17 protein-coding genes are annotated in these 18,517 nt (G+C 52.6%); 11 read left to right on the forward strand and 6 right to left on the reverse strand.

All coding sequences use genetic code 11. The features are described 5' to 3' along the window. The first annotated feature begins 4 nt into the window (after positions 1–4). From SE18_RS12545 to SE18_RS12560, 4 genes are all read left to right on the forward strand, one after another. A complete protein-coding gene (locus SE18_RS12545) occupies positions 5–1,372 on the forward strand; it encodes a VWA domain-containing protein (protein ID WP_054534803.1) in 1,368 nt (455 codons plus the stop codon). 80 nt (positions 1,373–1,452) lie between these two features. Then, positions 1,453–3,099, forward strand: a complete 1,647-nt coding sequence (locus SE18_RS12550; protein ID WP_054534804.1) for a protein phosphatase 2C domain-containing protein — start codon at positions 1,453–1,455, stop codon at positions 3,097–3,099. Positions 3,100–3,114: 15 nt separating this feature from the next. Further along, entirely contained in the window at positions 3,115–4,362 is a 1,248-nt protein-coding gene (locus SE18_RS12555) for a vWA domain-containing protein (protein WP_054534805.1), read from the forward strand. A 107-nt stretch (positions 4,363–4,469) separates the two neighbouring features. Further along, complete coding sequence (locus SE18_RS12560; RefSeq protein WP_054534806.1) at positions 4,470–5,735, forward strand: vWA domain-containing protein; 1,266 nt, start codon at positions 4,470–4,472, stop codon at positions 5,733–5,735. 80 nt (positions 5,736–5,815) lie between these two features. Here the strand turns inward: SE18_RS12560 and SE18_RS12565 are convergent, their stop codons facing one another. Then, positions 5,816–6,589 carry a tryptophan-rich sensory protein gene (locus SE18_RS12565; protein WP_054534807.1) on the reverse strand — a complete coding sequence of 258 codons (774 nt, stop codon included), beginning with the start codon at positions 6,587–6,589 and terminating at the stop codon, positions 5,816–5,818. Between the two features lie 121 nt (positions 6,590–6,710). Here SE18_RS12565 and SE18_RS12570 point away from each other — a divergent pair, with 121 nt between their 5' ends. From SE18_RS12570 to SE18_RS12585, 4 genes are all read left to right on the forward strand, one after another. Beyond that, on the forward strand, positions 6,711–6,956 hold the full coding sequence (locus SE18_RS12570; protein ID WP_152976639.1) for a hypothetical protein: 246 nt from the start codon (positions 6,711–6,713) through the stop codon (positions 6,954–6,956). A 57-nt stretch (positions 6,957–7,013) separates the two neighbouring features. Further along, positions 7,014–8,777, forward strand: coding sequence for an acetyl-CoA carboxylase biotin carboxylase subunit (gene accC, locus SE18_RS12575; RefSeq protein WP_054534809.1), 1,764 nt, complete (start codon positions 7,014–7,016; stop codon positions 8,775–8,777). Between the two features lie 237 nt (positions 8,778–9,014). Then, positions 9,015–9,959 (forward strand): malate dehydrogenase, encoded by a 945-nt coding sequence (mdh, locus tag SE18_RS12580; protein ID WP_054534810.1) that lies wholly within the window; start codon positions 9,015–9,017, stop codon positions 9,957–9,959. Between the two features lie 54 nt (positions 9,960–10,013). Beyond that, positions 10,014–10,460, forward strand: a complete 447-nt coding sequence (locus tag SE18_RS12585; RefSeq protein ID WP_054534811.1) for a tetratricopeptide repeat protein — start codon at positions 10,014–10,016, stop codon at positions 10,458–10,460. Between the two features lie 423 nt (positions 10,461–10,883). Here SE18_RS12585 and SE18_RS12590 read toward each other — a convergent pair whose 3' ends face one another. Next, entirely contained in the window at positions 10,884–12,071 is a 1,188-nt protein-coding gene (locus tag SE18_RS12590; RefSeq protein WP_160319506.1) for a glycosyltransferase family 4 protein, read from the reverse strand. Positions 12,072–12,162: 91 nt separating this feature from the next. After that, a complete protein-coding gene (locus SE18_RS12595) occupies positions 12,163–13,182 on the reverse strand; it encodes a polyprenyl synthetase family protein (RefSeq protein WP_054534813.1) in 1,020 nt (339 codons plus the stop codon). Between the two features lie 129 nt (positions 13,183–13,311). On the opposite strand from SE18_RS12595, the gene SE18_RS12600 reads away from it, so the two are divergent. Beyond that, the gene (locus SE18_RS12600) at positions 13,312–13,734 is read left to right on the forward strand and encodes a BlaI/MecI/CopY family transcriptional regulator (RefSeq protein ID WP_054534814.1); all 423 of its coding nucleotides are present in this window, start codon (positions 13,312–13,314) and stop codon (positions 13,732–13,734) included. 61 nt (positions 13,735–13,795) lie between these two features. Here the strand turns inward: SE18_RS12600 and rimO are convergent, their stop codons facing one another. After that, on the reverse strand, positions 13,796–15,205 hold the full coding sequence (rimO, locus tag SE18_RS12605; protein ID WP_054534815.1) for a 30S ribosomal protein S12 methylthiotransferase RimO: 1,410 nt from the start codon (positions 15,203–15,205) through the stop codon (positions 13,796–13,798). 104 nt (positions 15,206–15,309) lie between these two features. Between rimO and SE18_RS12610 the strand changes: the two genes are divergently transcribed. Beyond that, positions 15,310–15,861, forward strand: a complete 552-nt coding sequence (locus SE18_RS12610) for a GNAT family N-acetyltransferase (protein ID WP_054534816.1) — start codon at positions 15,310–15,312, stop codon at positions 15,859–15,861. Here SE18_RS12610 and SE18_RS12615 read toward each other — a convergent pair. Further along, entirely contained in the window at positions 15,856–16,482 is a 627-nt protein-coding gene (locus SE18_RS12615) for an MBL fold metallo-hydrolase (RefSeq protein WP_054534817.1), read from the reverse strand. The two genes, SE18_RS12610 and SE18_RS12615, sit on opposite strands and share 6 nt — an antisense overlap. Before the next feature lie 95 nt (positions 16,483–16,577). Next, positions 16,578–17,162 carry an MBL fold metallo-hydrolase gene (locus SE18_RS12620; protein WP_054534818.1) on the reverse strand — a complete coding sequence of 195 codons (585 nt, stop codon included), beginning with the start codon at positions 17,160–17,162 and terminating at the stop codon, positions 16,578–16,580. A gap of 225 nt (positions 17,163–17,387) precedes the next feature. On the opposite strand from SE18_RS12620, the gene SE18_RS12625 reads away from it, so the two are divergent. Then, the gene (locus tag SE18_RS12625) at positions 17,388–18,479 is read left to right on the forward strand and encodes a 6-phosphofructokinase (protein WP_054534819.1); all 1,092 of its coding nucleotides are present in this window, start codon (positions 17,388–17,390) and stop codon (positions 18,477–18,479) included. The last annotated feature ends 38 nt before the right edge of the window (positions 18,480–18,517 follow it).

The following is an 18,517-nucleotide window of genomic DNA, read 5'->3' on the forward strand; positions in this document are numbered from 1 at the left end:
GCCTATGACGAGCTTAGATCTCAGGCTCACCCTTTCACGCAGTAGCGTACCTGCCAACACGGGCGAGCAAGTGTTGTATGTGTTGGCCGAAGTGCTTGGCCAAGGCAAGGCCAATCAACGCATTCCGGTGCACTGTGTGTTATTGGTCGATTGTTCGCCTTCGATGCGCGTGCCAATTGCCGATAGCACGCTGTTTCGCGAATTAATGCGCCGTGGAGCCGCCCACGAAGTGATGCTCGATGGCGTGCCAGTTTGGAAAATTCGCGACGATTTGATGGATGAAGTGCGGCGACGAGCACAAAGCCCCAGCCGTTGGCTTGGCCAAGCAGTGCGCGGAGCCGCCGAACGGCTGAATTCCGATGATCAGCTTTCGATCATTGGCTTTGCTGAAAAAGCGCATGCAGTGCTCAAAGCCAAATCGCCAAGCGATGTGGTGCGGCTTGAAGGCGCGGTCGCCATCCTCGAACGTGGCGATCTTGGGCGTAGCACCCGGCTAGCCCCAGGCTTGCGCAACACGATTGAGCTACTCGATAGCATGCCAAGCACGGGCATTTCGCAACGAATTGTGCTGCTTACCGATGGCTTTGTTGAAGATGATGAGCAAGCGTTGGCCTATGCGCGGCATCTGGCAGCCCGTTCAATTCCAGTCTCGACAATTGGCTTGGGAGTCGAGTTTCAAGAGCAATTGCTGATGAGTTTTGCTGATCAGAGCGGTGGTCAGTCGAGCTTTATCACCGACCCCAGCGACTTGCCCAATTTGCTAGACCTCGAATTTGGCCGAGCGCATGCGATTATTGCTCAAAAGGCGCGGCTTGATTTACGTTTGGCCCACGATGTGCAAATCAGACGGATTTTGCGCATTCGGCCAGCCCTGGGCGAAGTGCCAATACCCGAGTTCGAGGCTGGTTCTGGGAGTTTAAGCTTAGGCTCAATCGAACAACGCGCCAAAGCAGCCTGGCTGCTTGAACTACGAATTCCTGACCATGTGCCAAATATTTATCGCTTGTTGCGGCTTTCGTTGCAGGCCGACGATCCGCAAGGCCAAGGCTTGGAGCCAATCAATCGCGATGTGGTGATCGAATATCATCCACGGGCTGACCAAGCGCTCAACCCAGAGATTGTGGCAATTTTGGAGCGGGTGACGGCATGGCGCTTGCAAAACAAAGCCCTTGAGCAAGCAGCCCAAGGCGATCAAGCAGGAGCGACCCGTCAATTACAAGCGGCAGTAACTCGTTTGGTCGATTTGGGCGAGCATGAATTGGCCGAACAAGCCGCCGCCGCCCAGCAAACCCTCCAAGAAACTGGCCAAATTGACCCAGAGCAAACCAAAATCTTGCGCTATGCAACCAGAAGATTGACAGAAGAACGATAATCAGAAACATTCGGATAAGCTTATTCGTCCAAGAACAAGGAATTTTTTGTTGTTCTAGACCTATTCAGAGGAGTTGACCTGTGTCTGAGCCGACTGAACCAATGACTGGTGGAACCCAACCCCTCAATCCTGCCAACCTGTCTGAGGAGAACGAACCCTTTGCAATTGGCACGATTTTGAAGGATGTGTATCGGGTAACCGCCTTGTTGACCGATACGCCAACCCTGCGCGTGTACCGGGTTGCGCTGCTGGAACCATGGGATCATTGCGCTCGCTGTGGGGCGGCCCTGCAAGCGAACGATCAGTTTTGCGAGGAGTGCGGGTCGCAGGTCGAAGAACAAACTGCTCTGTTGCAAGAAACTCCCGCCGCCCAGCCAATAGGCGCAGCCTTGCTCGATGATTTACCAGATGATCCTGCGCGCTCAGTGTTACCAACGGTACGCGAGGTCTTTGTGGGCGAAGATTCACGCTTTGCGGTACTGCCCGATGGCACCAGCCTTGTGCGCTTCGATAGCTTGCTCAGCGAGCCAAATACCTTTGTTGATCAAACCGATGCCATTGAGATTGGAATTCAGGTTTCGCGTGCTTTGGCCTATTTGCACCGCAATGGTTTGGCGCTCGGCCAAGTAACCTTAGCCGATTTGGCCTTGACCAACAAGCGTGAAATTAAGCTCGCTGACGCTGGGGCAATTCGCCGCTCGCAAGGCAAAGAAGATCAGATTGATGATGTTGAGCAATTGGGCTTAGTGCTCGAAAAAATGGCTGGCATTCAGCGCCATACCCGTCGCCTCGACGATGCCAACAATCCTTCGCCGCTCGATAGTGGCTTTGCCACAATTTTGAGCGATCTGCGAGCCAAACGCATCAACGATGCCAGCATTTTGGCCCAAGCTCTCGAAACCTTATTAGCCGAACAAGCCACGCCATTGAGCTTGCGGGTGCGCACTGGCTATGCCACCGATGTTGGCATGATTCGCGACCACAACGAAGATAGCGTGCTGACCTGGGATTTGCGCCTGAACTGGGATGCCAAACCAGTCAATGTTGGCTTGTATGTGGTAGCTGACGGCATGGGAGGCCACGAAGGCGGCGAGGTGGCGAGCGGGCTGGCTATCACGACCACCGCGCAAACGCTTGTCACAACCTTGCTTGACCCGCAATTGCACAATGGCCCAGTTTCAAGCAAACACTTGGCCGATTTGGTCAAACAAGCTGCGTTTCAAGCCAATCAAGCGGTTTATGAAGAAAGTGTGCGCCGCAAAAACGACATGGGCACAACCCTGACGATGGCCGTTGTGGTCGGCGATCGGGCGATTGTGGGCAATGTTGGCGATAGCCGTACCTACCTCTATCGCGATGGCAAATTGCAACGCATCAGCAAAGACCACTCGTTAGTGCAACGCCTGATCGATATTGGCCAGCTTGATCCTGATGATATTTACAATCACCCGCAACGCAACGCAATTCTCAAATCGCTTGGCGATAGCGGCGACCCTGGCACCGACACTTTTGAGGTGCAATTGCAGCCAAACGATGCGCTGTTTCTCTGCTCCGACGGGATGTGGGAGATGGTGCGCGACCCCAAAATGGCCGAGCTATTCGCTGAACACGCCAACCCCGCCGACCTTTGCGATGCCTTGATTGCAGCGGGCAATGCTGGCGGCGGCGAAGATAACATTAGCGTGGTGGTGGTGCGTTTTGATAGCATTCCAAGCGTTGAACACTAAGTTGAGGACCAAATAATGACTGAACCTGTAGCACTTTCAGCAGTTTGGAGCCGCGAACCATTGCCAAGCGGCACAAGCCAAGTTAATTATGTTTTGATTCAGGCCAAGCCCGACCATGTGCCGACTGTACAAGCGGCTCCGCCACTCAATTTCTGTTTGGTGCTCGATCGCTCTGGCTCGATGGCTGGCGATAAAATTCAACATTTGCGCGAAGCTGTGCGCGAAATCGTGGCTAATTTGCGGCCAATCGATGCAGTCAGCATTGTGCTGTTCGATGATACGCTCGAAGTGTTGGTGCCAGCCCGTTTGGCCGACGACGTACCAGCCTTGCAAAACGCCATCGAATCGATTGGCGAGCAAGGCGGCACTGCCATGTCGTTGGGCTTGCAAGCTGGCCTCACCGAGTTGCAAAAATTCCAAGCCGCCGATCGGGTTGGGCGGGTGTTGCTCTTGACCGACGGCCAAACTTGGGGTGATGAAGCTACCTGCCGCGATCTGGCCAAGCAAATTGGCGATCTCGGCGTTTCAATCACGGCGCTCGGCTTAGGCACCGAATGGAACGAAGCTTTGCTCGACGATTTGGCCGCCGCATCCAACGGCGAATCGGATTATATTGCCGACCCCAGCCAAATTAGCAAGTATTTTCAACAAACCTTGCAAAGCGCCCAAACTACCACCGTGGTCAACGCGCGCTTGTTACTGCGCTTGTTGCCCGGGGTCACGCCACGAGCGGTCTATCGCGTCCAGCCAAGCATCGCCAACCTTGGTTATAAGCCAATTGGCGAGCGCGAAGTCACGGTCAGCATCGGCGAAATTGCTGGCGATGGCGCAAGCGTCTTGGTCGATTTGATGCTGCCAGAGCGTGAAGCAGGCACATTTCGCATTGCCCAAGCAGAATTACAATACGATGCGCCAGTGCTGGGCATTAAAGAAGCCAAGCTCAAAATCGATATTCCATTGAGCTTCAGCGTCGATCCCAAGGCCAGCGTGGTTAATCCGCCAATTATGAATACGGTCGAAAAAGTTACCGCCTTCAAATTGCAAACCCGAGCGCTTTCCGAGGCCGAGGCGGGCAATATTGGCAGCGCAACCCAAAAATTGCGGGCTGCAGCAACGCGCTTGCTCGATTTGGGCGAAACTGAATTAGCCCAAACGATGGAGCAAAGCGCCCAGCAGCTTGAGGCTGGTGGTCAAATTGATGCCGCCGATCAAAAAGCCCTGCGCTACGCCACCCGCAAACTAACCCAAAAACTCGAAGATTAACGCAGAACAAAGAGCATAGAGCATAGAACATATTAAACGTAGGATCGCAAACACGCACTATTTATGTTCTATGCTCTTTGTTCTATGTTCTCTATAAGGAGATCACCATGGCTGGTGAAGTTCAATTGACTGGTACGTTGGCTCGTCCGGCGTTGCCAGCCCTCCCAACCCAGCAGGTTGTCTATTTGCTGCTGGATATTACGGCAACGCCAGCGGTTGCCCACGTTCAAATGCCGGTTAATGTGGGCTTCGTGCTCGACCATAGCGGCTCGATGAAGGGCGACAAAATGCGCTGTGTACGCGAAGCTACTCAACGCGCCTTGGGCCTGATGGGGCCACAAGATATTGTCTCGGTCGTGATTTTTGATCATCGCCGCGAAACCATTATCAGTGCCCAGCCAGTGCATAACGTGGCAGCACTGCAAGCAGAAGTTGGCAAAATCAAGGATGCAGGCGGCACGAAAATCGCGCCTGCGCTTGAGGCAGCCTTAAACGAAGTGCGGCGCAGCCAAAATACCAACACAATTAGCCGCATTATTTTGCTAACCGACGGCCAAACCGAGGGCGAACGCGATTGTTTGCGCTTGGCCGAGGAAATTGGCAAGGCCAACGTGCCCCTAACCGCGCTTGGGGTTGGCGACGATTGGAACGAAGATCTGTTGATTGAAATGGCCAATCGTTCGGGCGGGGTCGCCGAGTATTTCAGCAATCCCAACGATATTGCTTCGTTCTTCCAAGGTGCGGTGCAGCAAGCCCAATCGGCAGTGGTGCAAAACGCCGCTTTGACCTTGCGCTTCGTGCAGGGCGTTGAGCCACGGGCGCTGTGGCAAGTAACGCCATTAATCCAACAATTAGCCTATCGCCCAATTAGCGATCGCGCGGTTGGCGTGAGCCTTGGCGACGTTTCCAAAGACGAACATCGCATGGTGCTGATCGAAATGCTGGTTGATCCCAAGCAGGCTGGCCAATATCGGTTGGGCCAAATCGAGGTCAACTACGACATTCCCCAAATGCAAATTGTGGGCGAAAAAGCCCGCTACGATGTGATGTTGAATTTTGTGGCCGACCCAACCCAAGCAACTACCGTTGTACCGCAAGTGATGAACATTGTCGAAAAAGTCAGCGCCCACAAGCTGCAAACCCGCGCCTTAGAAGATTTGGCCGAGGGCAACATTGGCGCAGCGACCCAAAAGTTACAAGGCGCGGTCACTCGCTTGCTCAACCAAGGCGAAACCGACCTCGCCCAAACCATGCAGCAAGAAATCGAAAACTTGCAACAGAATGGTCAAATGACCTCAGCAGGCCAAAAAACAATCAAATTTGGTACCCGCAAAACCGTGCGGCTCAGCGATTTGGATCTCCCAAAAAGCTAGGAACCGCTAAGATCGCGAAGAGCACGAAGGATCTTCATGCAAAGATTTCTTCGTGCTCTTCGTGTTCTTCGTGGTTTCAATTACGCTAACGCTTTACGACCTTGGGTTGGTAATTTACGAATCACAGCCAGCACAATCAACACTGCAATAGCCACAGCCGCGACGATTGCTGCACCCATCACGACCGGAAACGCTGCTTGTTTGACCGCAATCCCGATAAAGGCCCACAACAACACTGCATCATAGGCAACATCGCGTTGGCGCAAGGTGATGAAGGCTGCCAAACAGACCCCAATCACCAACAAAATCACCGTCCAAACTGAATCGCTGAGCGGGCCACCGCGCCAACCAGCATCATAGAGCGCAATTGTGGCGTTGGCGATGGTTGCGACCGTGGCCCAACCCAGATAGATTGAAAACGGCGTGTGAATCAACCAGCGATCAGCGTTGCTGGCATTGGCGCGCAGGCTGCTCAAACGGCGGTAAATCGTAATCAACGACACCAGCAAGCCCACAATCAACACGATCGTGAGGGGGAATTGCAAATAGTGCCAGGCGAAAAGCCAGCTGCAATTAAACGCACACGAAGCCACAAACCACCAGCCAATTTTGGCCACAGCAGGATTATTGGCCTGCTTGGGCAGCGCTTGGTAAATTGCAAACGCACTGAGGCCCAAATAAATCAAGCCCCAAATGCTGAACACATAGCCAGCAGGCACAAACCGCACCGGAAAACCATCGGAGATCGAGCCAGTGTCAAGGCCATTAAACGGCAGGATGTTGGCCAAAGCGTTGACAATGATTGTGGAAATAATCGCCGCAACATTGGCAAAGCGCAAAACTTTGCTGTTCATCAGAGACTCCTTATTTCGTTATTTTCTACTTGCTCTGATTACTTCAACGCAAAGGCTGTGCCATTGGATGTATATTGGCAGCGTCCGCCGAGTGCAGTATAATAGCCCTATGAAGATGATTGTGACAAGCGCAACAATGCCTAGCGATGAAGAACTAGCGGCACTCAGTGTGGCCGTTGTGAGCGTTTTGGCCGCTGCTGAAGCCGAGCCTGCGATTGCAATCGCGGCCAATACGTGGCATGCCTCAGCCAAACTTTCACGCCAAGGCCTACGTCCTGCTCGCACTGGGGTTCAACCACGCTGGGCCACGATCGAACGCCTGCGCCGCCGCGCAGCAGGCGGTTTTTACGGCATTACGGGGCTCTAATTTCGCATACGGCAATGATTAAAGACTTGCCATAGCACAATGGAGTTGCAACGGCATATGAGTTTCGATACAGTGCTGATCGCCAATCGTGGCGAGATTGCCCTGCGCGTGATGCGGGCATGCAAGGAATTAGGTTTACGCACCGTCGCCGTCTATTCAGAAGCGGATCGCGATGCGCTTCACGTTCGCTATGCAGACGATGCGTTTTTGATCGGCCCCCCGCCAGCAGTTCAAAGTTATTTGCAAACTGAAACTATCCTCGATGTGGCGCGACGCAGTGGCGCTGGCGCGATTCACCCTGGCTACGGCTTTCTCTCGGAAAATACCGATTTTGTGCGCACTTGTGATGCGGCGGGCATTGCCTTTATTGGGCCAACCGCTGATGCCATGGATTTGATGGGTGGGAAGATTCACGCTCGTCAAGTGGCTTTGCGCGCTCATGTGCCGCTGGTGCCAGGCACAACCGAAGCCGTCGAAAGTGTCGCTGAAGCCTTGCGCCTTGGCGAAGAATATGGTTATCCGATTGCGATCAAGGCCAGTGCAGGCGGCGGCGGGCGCGGCTTGAAAGTCGCCTACAGCGCCGAAGAAGTTGAATTTGCCTTTGAAAGCGCTCGTCGTGAAGCAGAAGCAGCCTTCAAAAATGGCGAATTATTTGTTGAAAAATATGTGCTTGATCCCCGCCACATTGAAATTCAAGTGCTAGCCGACCAATATGGCAATGTGGTCTATCTTGGCGAGCGCGATTGCTCGGTGCAACGGCGCCACCAAAAATTGATTGAAGAAACGCCCTCGCCAGCGGTTTCGCCCGAATTGCGTAGCGCCATGGGCGAATGTGCCTTGCGTTTGTGCCGCGAAACCAAGTATGTTGGCGCTGGCACATTGGAGTTTTTACTTGCTCCCGATGGTCAATTTTATTTCCTTGAAATGAACACACGGATTCAAGTTGAGCATACTGTGACCGAAATGGTGACGGGCATCGATTTAGTGCAAGCCCAGATTCGCATCGCTCAAGGCGAAAAGCTCTGGTTCAGCCAAGAAGAAATTCAGTTACGCGGCCATTCGATCCAATGTCGAATCAACGCCGAGGATGCGGCTGCTGGCTTTCGGCCTGCGCTGGGCACGATTAGCGCCTACAACGAGCCAAAAGGCTATGGCGTGCGGGTTGATGCTGGGGTTGAGCAAGGCACAGTCATTCCGCCATATTATGATTCGATGCTGGCCAAATTGGTGACGTGGGGTGCAACCCGCAGCGAGGCCTTGCAACGCATGCGTCGTGCGCTCAACGATTACACCATCGAAGGCATTACCACGGTGATTCCGTTTCATAAATTGGCCTTGGCCGAGCCAGCCTTTGAGCATGGCGATGTGACGGTGAGCTTTATTCCGCGCTATTTGGAAGAAAAACTCAAGCAATTGCCAAGCGCAACGCCAAGCGCAACCGAGCCAGCAAGCGAGCAACCAAGCCGCGAACTGACGGTTGAGGTCAACGGACGGCGCTTTACGGTGCGAGTTGCTGGCGAAGGCTTGAATGCGCCTGTTGCCAACACCAAAGCGGCTGCACCAACGCGGCGAAGCGTCAACAAAAAGCGCGAAGTTGCGACAGATCCCAATGCAGTGATTTGCCCAATTCAAGGTACAATTGTGGCGATTAAAACCAGCGTTGGCGCAACCGTCGAGGCTGGCCAAGTGGTGTTTGTCGTCGAAGCAATGAAGATGGAGAACGAAATCGCAACGCCACGGGCTGGGACAATTGCTACACTGAATGGCGAGGTCGGCAAGAGCATCGAAGCAGGCAGCGTTCTCGCAACACTTGAAGCATAAATACCCATAACCGCGAAGAGCGCGAAGAACATGAATCGAGATCAGGGGTCAGGGGTTAAGAATCAGGAGCGATAATCCAAATGGCCAACCTAAAACTCTGTGCCAAATAAACCTTCGTGCTCTTCGTGTCCTTCGTGGTTAAATAAAAAATCGGTTAAGGAGCAAGCGTGAGAGATGGGTCGTCGACGCATCTCCGACACTTGAATCGTAACCACAGCTTTATATTTGGAGGCATGTGTGGCTAATCGTAAGAAAGTAACCATCATCGGCGCTGGGTTCGTTGGCTCAACCTGTGCACACTGGTTGGCAAGCAAGGAACTCGCCGATGTTGTTTTAGTCGATATTGTTGAGGGCATTCCTCAAGGCAAGGGCTTGGATTTACTCCAATCAGGGCCAGTCGAAGGCTTTGATGTTAGCGTAATCGGCACCAACAGCTATGAAGAAACCACCGATTCAGATGTGGTGATTTTGACCTCAGGTGCACCCCGCAAACCTGGCATGACCCGCGAAGATTTGCTCAAAATCAACGCTGAAATTACCAAATCGAATATCGAAAAAGTGGCAAAAACCTCGCCAAACGCTTGCATCATTGTGGTCAACAACCCAATGGACACGATGACCTACCTCGCCCGCGTTGCTTCAGGCTTCCCCAAAGAACGCGTGATGGGTCAAGGCGGCGTGTTGGATGCAGCTCGCTATCGCACCTTCTTGGCCCAAGAATTAAATGTTTCAGTTGAAGACATTCAAGCCATGTTGATGGGCGGTCACGGCGATGAAATGGTTCCATTGCCACGCTACACCACGGTTTCGGGCATTCCAGTAACCGAATTCATCAGCGCCGAACGCTTGAACGAAATTGTCGAACGCACCAAAAAAGGCGGCGGCGAAATCGTTTCTTTGCTCAAAACTGGCTCAGCCTACTATGCTCCAGCAGCTGCAACCGTCCAAATGGTTGAAGCCATCTTGAAGGATAAGAAGCGCGTATTGCCAGCAGCAGCCTACCTCGAAGGCGAATATGGCATCAACGATCTCTACTTCGGCGTGCCTGTTGTCTTGGGTGCTGGTGGCGTAGAAAAGATTCTCGAATTGCCATTGAGCGACGACGAAAAGGCTTTGATGGTCAAATCAGCAGAGTTGGTTCGCAGCTCAGTTGATACCTTGCGCACCTTGATCGAATTCTAATCGGTCGTTTGCTTACAAGCAGCGCTGTGGCTAAAAACCACAGCGCTTTTTTAAATGATGAAGCTCGAAACTGCCCAATCAGCCCGCGTGCGTGGCGATTATGCCAGCGCTATGCGAATTTTGAATCAATTACTCGCTGCCGATCAGGCCGATCTTGCGGTGCTAGTTGAGCGTGGGCGGGTCTATGCAGAATTAAACGATCGCGAACAAGCCCAAGCGCATTTTGAACAAGTATCGTTCGCCGACCCCAATGGCGAGCTTGGTGATGCAGCGCGAACTGAATTATTGCGTTTGCTGGCTCCGCCCAAAGTGCTGTTTGCGCCACGCCGCAGCCAGCCAACAGAAGTCAAAACCCCGCCCAACCCATGGGCCTTGCGCCTTGTGCTCGTTTTAGTCTTGATTAGCATGCTTTGCTCGATTGCAGGCATTGGCCTCACCCGCAAGAATGTGCAACAACGCTTTATTCAACCTACGCCCAGCCAAATGATGATAGATCGATGAATTATGAAGGATGAATTATGAGGGATGAAAGAACAGAGAACATAGGGAAAGGAGATAAGGTGTTGGGGATTGGGGATCGGACTATGGCCTAGCGGAACAATGATTGGCATTTTCAAGCATCATCCGCCAGCCCAAAGCCTACAGTATAGCCCGGATTCCTCTGCGCCTCTGCGTTACATTAATTGATCCACGAAGCGCACGAAGGAAGAAACCGCGAAGCACGCGAAGAGCGCCAAGATTAAGTTTTTTCGCCACAGATTGCCACAGATTGATTTGATTATGCTTCTATATCTAACGCCCATAACCCCCAGCCCTGATTCCTCTGCGTTAATCGTCCTTTCCACCAAATCTCAGCTCGCCAATAGCCTACAAGCCCAACCCCCAACCCCTGCCTCCCAACCCCTAGCCCCTGATCCCCGAACCCTACTCATGGTTGATTGATTGATTCGCAAGCAACTGTTGATAGAGCGTCTGATGCAATTGGGCAATCGTTTCCCAGCGGAATGAGCTAGCGATCCGTTTGCCTGCTTGGCTCAGCTGTTGGCACAATTCAGGGTTGGCGGCAAGTTGCTCAACCGCCAAAGCCAGATTAATCGCATCCTCTGGCTCGACCAAGAGCACATCGCGTTCGTGGCGCAGCGACGGATCGATCGGCACATGCGGCGGCGTGGTAATTGTCGGCACACCATGGGCCAACATCGCCAACAAACTGCCGCGCCGATACGATGCACCATCGCTAAATGGCAATGCTGCGCAATCCAAGGCCTGCAAAGTGCGCGAAACCTCGCCCGCGCTCAAATAGCCCGTCCAATGGATACGTTGCTCTAGTTCGAGACGGCTAATGGTGGCGCGTAATTGCTCGGCGTAGGCTTCATCTTCGGACGAGCCTGTGCCACCGCCGATAATGACCAAGCGGGTTGTGGCTGGCAAATATTGCAAGGATTCAACGATCGTATGCACGCCCTTGGTGCTGTTGAGCAAGCCAAAATAACCTAAAAGCACGGTTTCGGCGGTGGCTCCCAATTGTTGGCGCAGCTGCTCGCGGTCGGCCAAAGGCGCAACTTCAATATTTGCACCAATTGGAATCAAGTGGGCAGGCGGCTCCAATGGCTGGGTCAAGGTATAAATATCGGGATTACTGCTGGGTGCATCGCCAGCGAGGCGTGATTCATCCTCTGCATTGGTAACGACCACTGCATTGGCATTTTCAATCAACAAGCGGGTGACGTAGCGGCGCAATGGGGCAACTTTGGGAGCCAAATAGGGCATACGCAAATCGTGCAAGGTAACCACGGTTGGCTGCGAGAGGGCCGCGGGCAGCAAATTAACCGCTGGTTTCATGGCATAGGCGCCAGTCTGATATTGAATATGCACAATATCAGCCTCGAACTGCTTGGCTGCATTGCGCACATCTTGATGGAGCTTACGACCCCAACCGCGCACCCGCCGCCAAACCAGCCAAGGTTCGGTTTGTTCTGGGCCTTCGCCAGCAGTTAATACGCACACTTGGCAGCCGATTGCAGTCAAGGCTTCGGCCAATTTGGCAGTGTAATCGCCTACGCCCCCAGGTTGGGGCAGATATTCGGCGGTAAGCAACAAAATTCGCATCATAATCATCGGTGGCTATCAGCAAGGCCATAGCCCAACCCTTACTCCTTGGTTAGCAGATTGCTGGGCTAAACCAGCCTTGCCGTTCGCCCAACTATTTCACTCGTCCCAATAATTGCTTGGTCAAGCCATGCAACTCGGCAATTGGCTCGGCCTCACCTTGTAAATCGGCCAAGGCTGCCAAGGCTTGCTCGTGATAGAACTTGGCCACACCAGCAGTATAGCCTTGCGAGCCAGTACGCTCTAAAATCGCCAACACGGTGGGAATATCGCTGGCTTCAAGCTCGCTTTTTTGGTAGATTGCGGCCAGCGTTTTGCCATCATCTGCATCGGCGTGAGCCAAAGCATGGATAATCGGCAAGCTCTTTTTACGGCCCCAAATATCGTGAGCATCGGGCTTGCCAGTAACCGCTTCTGCGCCCCAAATGCCCAGCATATCGTCTTCGATTTGGAAGGCCAAACCAAGTGCTTCGCCCCAATTATACAAGGCCGTAGCTTGTTCGCGGTTGGCATTGCCTAAAATTGCCCCCAAACCAGCAGCAGCAGCAATTAATGCAGCAGTTTTGCGGCTAATCATCGCCAAATAATCGGCTTCGCTAATATCGAGGCGCTGCTCAAACGACATATCGAGATATTGGCCTTCGCACAAACGAATGATCGTTTGATTGAAGCGGCGCGCAATTTCAACCACAACTGAGGCTTCGACCCCAACGTCAGATAAGCGAAAGAGCGAAAGCTGAGCAAGGGTAAACATGCCATCGCCAACGTTAATCGCCTGTGGCACATCCCACAATTTCCAAACCGTTTCGCGGCCACGGCGGGTTGGGCTGTGATCCTCAATATCGTCGTGGATTAACGAAAAATCGTGTAGCAGCTGAATCGCGGCGGCCAATGGCGCTGCTTGCTCTGGGTTGCCACCAACTGCTGCACAGGCCAGCAAACAAAAGCGTGGGCGCAGCAATTTGCCACTATCGGCGTGGGTCGGCGCAAGCTGCGCATCGCGCCAGCCAAGATGATATTCCTGCATCTCATAAAACAGGCTGACCCGAGCATCGGCAGCGGGGAAGGCTTGCTGCATCGCTTGGCGAATCGATTCATCAGAAATTTGTTTCATAGTAACCTCGTACTACGTAATGTCTTTGTAATCTTCAGCTCTAGCACCAATTCTTGCAAGGGCGTACACTCAAAGCAGCTAAGAACAACCAGTTGCATCACATCTCGCTAAAAAATAAGGAGCCTGCTGATGAGTTTGAAAATGCGCTTTCGTTTCAGCCCAACCCAAGATGGCTTGGTTAAGGTGCTTGGCCCGTTGGAAACCGAAATTATGGAATTGTTATGGAAAGAAACTCAAGGCACAGTTAAGCAAATTCATCGTTCGTTGCAACATCGCCGCGATATTGCCTACACCACGGTGATGACCACGATGAGCCGCTTGGCCGAAAAAGGTATTTTGCACCGCACCCGCGATGGCTTGGCCTACGTTTACAGCCCTGAATTGAGCCAAGATGAGTTTGTGCAAATGGTTGTGCAACAAGTGCTCGATGGCTTGCTTGATGATTATCCAGATATGACCCTGAGCTATGTAGTTGACTATTTGGCTCGCAACGACCCAACCCAACTCAAGCAACTCAGCCGCGATGCTCAAAATCGCTATGCACGGGTCTAAAACCCCTCACCCCAACCCCTCTCCCACCTTGGGAGAGGGGCTTTTTATTGTTCTGCTAAAACTAGACGATTTCGCCCCACAGGTCGTAATCGGTGGCCTTGTTGATTGATACATTAGCAAATTGGCCAACTTCGGCAGCGCCGTAGCCAAACACCAAGCCATCAACTTCGGGCGCATCGCGATACGAACGCCCAACCACAATCTCCCGTCCATCATCATCGGTGCCAGTGCCTTCGACCAACACTTTCATAGTTTGGCCAACAAAACGGGCCGTGCGTGCGCGTGAGATCACTTGTTGCACTGCCATGGCTTCGTTCCAGCGCCGCTCTTTGACCCGCTCGGCAACTTGGTCGGGCAATTCGCCTGCAACCGTGCCTGGCTCCAACGAGTAGCGGAACATGCCAACCCGATCGAATTGCATTTCTTCGAGGAATTCGATCAAGGCTTTGAATTCGTCGCGGGTTTCGCCTGGATAGCCCACGATAAACGTGGTGCGCAACGACAAATCGGGCATGGCTTGGCGCAACGAATGCACAATCGCCTTGGTTTTGTCGGTATCAGGTGGGCGGCGCATGCGGCGCAAGGTATCTGGGTGGGCGTGCTGCAACGGCATATCAACGTAGTGGCATAATTGGGGCAGCCGCGCCATGGTTTCAACCAAGTCAGGCGTAACCGATTGCGGATAGGCATACATCAGCCGAATCCAGCGATCGGCGGGCACAACGTTGGCCAATTCTTCGAGCAAAACCCCAAGGCCATTTTGTTTCATGCCCAAATCGCGGCCATAATCGGTCAGGTGTTGAGCAACCAAGATAATTTCTTGGACTCCAGCCTCGACCAACTCGCGGGCTTCGCCTAAAATCGAGCCAACTGCTTTCGAGCGCATATCGCCTTTGAACGAAGGAATGGTACAGAAGGCACAGCGCAAATTACAGCCATCGGAAATTTTGAGATAGGCCGAGGGGCCACGTTTGTTACGTTTGATCGCGGTCGTGCGCCAATCGCCATACGCGCCAAGGCTATCGCCAGTTGATGAAGGCGTGAGGCTCAGATTCAGCCCAGTTGTGGGAATTGCAGTTGGGGCGCCGCCCAGCAAGGGAATGCCAAAGCCAGTGGTTTTGCTTGGTGCAGTGCTACCAGCAACGACCGAGCCAATCCGCATCCATTCTTTGGTGCTGAGGGTGGCATCGAGCATGGGCACGCGCGAACGCAGCACATCGCCATGGCTTTCGGCCATACAGCCAGCAGCAATTAATTTTTGGCCAGGCGCTTTGTTGTTGGCCAACTCTTGCAACACGCCAACGGTTTCTTCGCGGGCGGCGTTGATAAACGAACAGGTATTGACAATCACCACATCAGCACCAGCGCTGCTATCAACGGCGGTGTGGCCTTCGCGCGTTAGAATGCCATGCATGCCTTCGCTATCGACGGTATTTTTCGGACAACCTAAAGTAATGATATGAAACTTCATGTGTTGTATAAACTCGATGAGGCAAGCCTCGTTGATAAATAGTTAAGATCGATGTGTCTATTGTACCAGCAAGTTTCAGTCAAATACGCAGCATCGGAGGCTTTATGCCCGAATTACGCTTGCGGCCACTGAATTGGCCCCACGATCAAGCAGCGATTTGCGCACTCGACACAGGGTTTAGCACCACGACAATCTATCAAGTGCAGCAAACTGAATTAAGCATCGCATTGGTTTTGGGCGAAATAGCCCAGCCATTTGAAAAACACTATGCTTTGAGCGCGGATTGTGAGCGTTTAGCACAACTCACTTGGGTAGTGGTGGCCGAGGATCAAGGCCAGCTGGTGGGTTTGGCGGCATTGGAATATCAGCAATGGAATCGGCGGGCGGTGCTTGAGCATTGTTATGTTGCTCGGGGCTATCGCGGGCAAGGCTTAGGCCGACAATTGCTCACAGCAGCGCTTGAAGCAGCGCGGCAATTATCGGCTCGGTGTGTCTGGCTCGAAACTCAAACGACCAATCCAGCAGCAATTGAGTTTTATCGAACAGTCGGATTCCGTTGGTGTGGCATCGATATGCAATTGTATGATCCTGCAACACTTGATCCGCGTGAGATTGCCTTATTCTTCAGCTACGATCTCACGGAGATTGGGCTATGATGGGTCGTCGGGGCAAAGTTTGACCTGTTGGCTGACGTAAATCAGTGGGCGCATCGGGCCATGGCCTGGGTACATCCATTCAACGCCACGCTCGCGCAAGGCCTGAAAACTACGTTCGACCAAGGCTTGGCTTTCATCGTCGGCGGCGTAGGGTTGCAAATCGCCAGTGAAGGCAATGCCCTGATCAAGCACCAAACTAATGCTATCGGCAGAATGGCCAGGTGTGTGGATAATCTCGCCAGCCAGCGCCAACGAGGCCAACCATTCGCGGCTTTGGGCGGTGGTAATTACGCGGGTGTTATCGGGAGTAATTGGCTGATAGTTGTATTCGGGCTTGATCAAGCTTTTGAGCAAGGGAATCGCTGGTTGCTGTTCTGCGACAACAATCAACTCAATTCCTTTGGCCTTGAGTTCTTGCACCAAGCCCGCGTGATCAGGATGATAGTGGGTGATCAACATCGAATGAATTTGATCCAAATCAATATCATTGCGTTTGAGCACCGCCAGCAATTTGCCCCATGTGCCAGGCCAACCAGCGTCAATCAGCAAAAAGCCAAAGGTCGAGCCAACCAGATAATAATTGGTTGAATCGTAGCCAACATTGAGAATTCCAAACGGCATTGCTTGCCTCCATTCAAATAGTTGGATCTAGATTAACCCAAGAATGAGCTGATTAACTCGGCCCTCGGGCTTATTTGCGCTCGGGCATTTGCTGATTAAAACAACGGACGACAGCCACCATGACCGGGATAGACCAAAGTTACGCCGCGTTTTTGCAATTCCTGCCAGCTTTGTTCAATCAAGGCTGGGTCTTCCGTATAGCTCGCATACGGATGCAAATCGCCGATAAAAGCGATGCCATTATCCAAAATCAAGCTAACGCTATCATCGGAATGGCCAGGCGTGAGGATAATCTCGCCAGCGATGCCAATTGAGGCCAACCATTGACGGGTCGCCTCAACCCGCAGCACGATCGTTTGATCAAAGGTAATTTCTTGGTACTGGTACTGCGGCTTGATATAGGTTTTGAGAATCGGAATTGCCGCACGTTGCTGTTCGATCACCACCAGTTGCACGCCGTGGGCCTTGAGTTCCTGCACTAAGCCAGCGTGATCAGGATGATAATGGGTGACCAGTAAATAGCGAATTGTCGTTAATGCGATAGCTTGGCGTTTGAGTTGGGCAAGTAATTTGGCCAACGTTCCAGGCCAACCAACATCGAGCATTAAAAAACCGTCAGTCGCTCCAATCAGGTAATAATTGGTTTCATCGTAGCCAACATTGATAATCGTGGATGTCATAGTTGAATGTTCCGCTCTAGTAAGGCTACTCACCACACGCACATCACCATAGTAGCGCATCCAAACGCTTATGCAGACAGCCGCAAGATTGATTTAATCGGTAACTAAACCATAACCATGGGTCGTATGAATATTCCTTGCCAGAGCGAACCTGATAGTGCTAGGATAGCCATAATTAATCATGTTTGATCTGAATGTAGATATAGATAGTTAAGGAGTTGAGCCATGGCGATTCGCAAAGTTGCAATTTTGACCAGTGGTGGCGATGCCCCCGGCTTAAACGGGGTTATTCGAGCATTTGTAAAATCGGCAGTTATTGAACATGGCTGGGAAGTAGTTGGCATTGAAGATGGCTTTGAGGGTTTGGTTGGCAAGCCGCGCCTGCGGCCTTTGGGGTTGAAAGAAGTGCGTGGCCTGCTTGGGCGCGGCGGTACCATCTTGGGCAGCACCAACAAAGGCAATTTTGGCTGGCGTAAAAATGCCCAAGGCGAGTTGGAGCGCAACGATGCAGCATATCAAGAGTTTGTGGCCAATGCCAAGGCCGAAGGCATCGATGCAGTCGTCGTGTTAGGTGGCGAAGGCAGTCAATCGATCGCCCACGATTTGGGTAATTTTGGCTTGCCTGTGGTTGGTGTGCCCAAAACCATCGATAACGATTTGGTTGGCACCGACCAAACCTTCGGCTTTGATACCGCCATTGGAGTTGCGACCGATGCCTTAGATCGTTTACACACCACCGCCGAGAGCCACGACCGCGTGATGGTGCTTGAAGTGATGGGGCGCCACGCAGGCTGGATCGCTTTGCACGCTGGCTTGGCAGGCGGCGTTGATGCAATTTTGATTCCTGAAATTCCGTTTGATTTACGCGCCTTGGCCCACAAAATTAACGAACGGGATTCGGTTGGCTCGTCGTTTAGCATCATTATTGTGGCTGAAGGCGCAATGCCAACCGGCGGCGAGGCGATTTACCAACGTGAAGGCTTGCTTGGCGGGATTGGCTATTATGTTGCTAACCAATTAGCTACATTAACCGACAAAGATACGCGGGCAGTGGTGTTGGGGCATATTCAACGTGGCGGATCGCCAACCCCAATCGATCGCATTTTGGCCTCGCGCTATGGAGTTGGCGCGGTTTGGGCCATCTCGCAAGGTCGCTTTGGGCAGTTGGTTGCAATCCAAAACGATCAATTGATTACCGTGCCATTGCTGGAATGTGCCAATAAAATTAAGCCAGTGCCAGTTGATGGTCAAATGGTGCGCACCGCCCGTTCGTTGGGCGTGGTTTTTGGCGATGAAGAACACCGCATCAACCAATAGCTGCATTAAACTCCCCTCGCTCGTAGCATGAGCGAGGG

The organism is Herpetosiphon geysericola, from assembly GCF_001306135.1.
Lineage (GTDB): Bacteria > Chloroflexota > Chloroflexia > Chloroflexales > Herpetosiphonaceae > Herpetosiphon > Herpetosiphon geysericola.